Below are 2556 nucleotides of genomic sequence, written 5' to 3' on the forward strand. Positions count from 1 at the left end.
AGCTACCTTGTTAACGTTTTGAACCTTGACCAAATATGCGGTCTCGATTCTGATGAATTCCCGCCTGTTTCAATGATCTATGACTCAAAACCCAAATTCCCTGCAAGAATATATGCCGGTGAAAAGGCAAAAATAGTGGTCTTCCTTTCCGAATTCACACCCTACCCGCCAATGGCAAGGAATGTTGCCAATACTGTCCTGTCATTTGCAGAAGAATCCGGATGTTCACGAATAATTTCTCCTGAGACACAGATACTGGATGAAGATGGTTCAAAACTATTTGGAATAGGAAGTACGGACGCTGCCAGGAAGGAACTGGAACAACTTGAAATCGAACCGCTTATCCACAGCATGATTCCTGGTATTTCAGGAGTGCTCCTGAATGAAGGTAAGATACGGGGCCTGAAAGTGTTAGTACCCATTGCCCAGAAAGGTAACAACATTTCAGATGCCAGGACAGCAGCACATGTGATAGAAATGATCGACAAGCTGATTCATACCATCAATATCGACCTGGAACCTCTGTATAACGAAGCTGAAAATGTGGAGAAACATCTTACCAGCCTGAGGAAACAGGCAGCTAAACCCACAGATGACCACTATGGGATGTACAGGTAACAGTCCGGGCAGGCCCACAATGGAAACAATTATTTACCTGATTGCTATTTATGCACTCCGACCATGAATGAAATAAATCCCTGGGAATCATCATCCATAGACGACTACCAGAAACTCTTTGACGAATTTGGCATATCCCGCTTCGATAAACTGCTGCCCCGTATCAGGCATCCCCACCGCTTTATGCGCCGCGGTATAATCTTCGGACACCGTAGTTACGATTCTATAGTAGATGCCATGAACTCCAAAAAACCATTCGGTGCCATGAGCGGGTTCATGCCTTCAGGTCGCATCCACCTGGGCCATAAAATGGTTATGGAGGAGATTATCTGGCACCAGCAGCAGGGCGGGACCGTGTTCATGGCAGTGGCCGACATGGAAGCGCATAGCGTACGTGGCATTTCATGGGAGGAGTGCAGGCGAATAGGGGTGGAGGAATATATCTTAAGCCTTATTGCCCTGGGTTTCGAACCGGAAGGCGGGCGAATCTATTCCCAGTCCACAAGCCCACAGGTGCGCGATCTTGCCTTTGAACTGGGTGTTAAGGCAAATTTTTCGGAACTAAGCGCCATCTACGGATTCAACGGCGAGACCAATATAGCACACATGGTATCGGCCACTATGCAGAGTGCTGATATCCTGCACCCCCAACTCCCGGAGTTTGGAGGACCACGCCCGGTTGTAATACCAGTGGGAGCGGACCAGGACCCACATATCAGGCTGACTAGGGGACTGGCTGATAAGGTGAACATGTTCCATGTATTCCAGACTGAAGGTGTAGTTAAGGTATACTCCAAATCGGCACCTGAAAAAGCATTCAAGACCCTGGCAAAACGACTGGCAGTGGACTTTAACAGGGATGACATCAAGATGTTCGAGGGACATATCGATGTGAAAGGCGATATGGAACATGTGCAGGATGCTGTCAGGGACGTTGAACTGCTGGTTGGCGGCTATGCCTTCATGCCGCCGGCATCTACGTACCACAAATTCATGACAGGGCTTCAAGGGGGCAAGATGAGCAGCAGCATCCCGGACAGCATCATCGCCCTCACCGAAGAGCCAAAATCAGCTGCAAAAAAGATCATGCGTGCCAGGACCGGCGGCAGGGTGACACTGGAAGAGCAAAAGGAGCACGGCGGCGTGCCTGATGAATGTACGGTGTATGAACTGATGCTGTACCATCTGGTTGAGGACGATAACGAGGTGCTTGAGATCAGGAAAAAGTGTATGTCAGGGGACCTGATGTGTGGAACCTGCAAGAAGCAGGCTGCGGGTCTTATGGAAGAGTTCCTGACCGATCACCAGATGAAGCGTGAGGCTGCAAAGGAGCAGCTGCCCGAGTTCGGGATCGATCACAAGTTCTGGTAATCCTGCCCATATATTTTATTCATAAGTCCGTTCAGTGTGTTGAACGAACGTGTGGTTACCATTATCTCTTTTCCAAAAAGGTGGTATAGTACTGCCTGTATCCGCAGTCCTACTTCTGCATAGTGGATATCGGTCTTCTCAAAGATTATGTTATCTGCTCTGTAAAGGTCTATGATGTGCAGGCTTTCATCTTCGATATCCATCAACAGGCTTCGCATCTCCTCCACTGTTATACGGTTCTGGCCGAACATGTTCAGGCCCCTGATAAAAGCGACTCCGAGTTGTGCCATGTTACTTCATCAAAGGCCCACATTATTTAATTGTATTGGAATGCAGGCCGTAGCTTTTTGATTTATTCCGGATAAATAGATCGTTGCAAAAAAGATTAACCGCAGAGGGTCGTTATTTTACTCTGCGTCCCTCTATACTCCCTGCGGTTTTTAGAATCGTCCCAGAAAACGTACATGAAATTCTTCGAATAACATGCTCAAAAAATGAAAGTGCCCCTTGCATAACCTTTTTTTGTTATTACTCCAACTATTCTTTGGGCAGGATAGGAGATCGGAA

General features: G+C 47.6%; 3 protein-coding genes. 2 read left to right on the top strand and 1 reads right to left on the bottom strand.

Annotated elements, in window-relative coordinates; genetic code table 11:
* Positions 1-618: proteasome assembly chaperone family protein (locus HF974_11845; protein MBC2699001.1), on the top strand; the 618-nt coding region annotated here is incomplete at its 5' end.
* Between the two features lie 63 nt (positions 619-681).
* A complete protein-coding gene (locus HF974_11850; protein MBC2699002.1) occupies positions 682-1989 on the top strand; it encodes a tryptophan--tRNA ligase in 1308 nt (435 codons plus the stop codon).
* On the opposite strand, the gene HF974_11855 is transcribed toward HF974_11850, so the two are convergent.
* On the bottom strand, positions 1974-2279 hold the full coding sequence (locus tag HF974_11855; protein ID MBC2699003.1) for a DUF1697 domain-containing protein: 306 nt from the start codon (positions 2277-2279) through the stop codon (positions 1974-1976). The two genes, HF974_11850 and HF974_11855, sit on opposite strands and share 16 nt — an antisense overlap.
* Positions 2280-2556 lie beyond the last annotated feature (277 nt).

This window comes from ANME-2 cluster archaeon, assembly GCA_014237145.1.
Taxonomy (GTDB): domain Archaea; phylum Halobacteriota; class Methanosarcinia; order Methanosarcinales; family Methanocomedenaceae; genus Methanocomedens_A.

What these genes read in the sequence shown, in the direction of transcription:
- HF974_11850 (MBC2699002.1), top strand. Translation starts at nt 682, where the DNA reads ATGAATGAAATAAATCCCTGGGAATCATCATCCATAGACGACTACCAG.
- HF974_11855 (MBC2699003.1), bottom strand. Translation starts at nt 2,279, where the DNA reads ATGGCACAACTCGGAGTCGCTTTTATCAGGGGCCTGAACATGTTCGGC.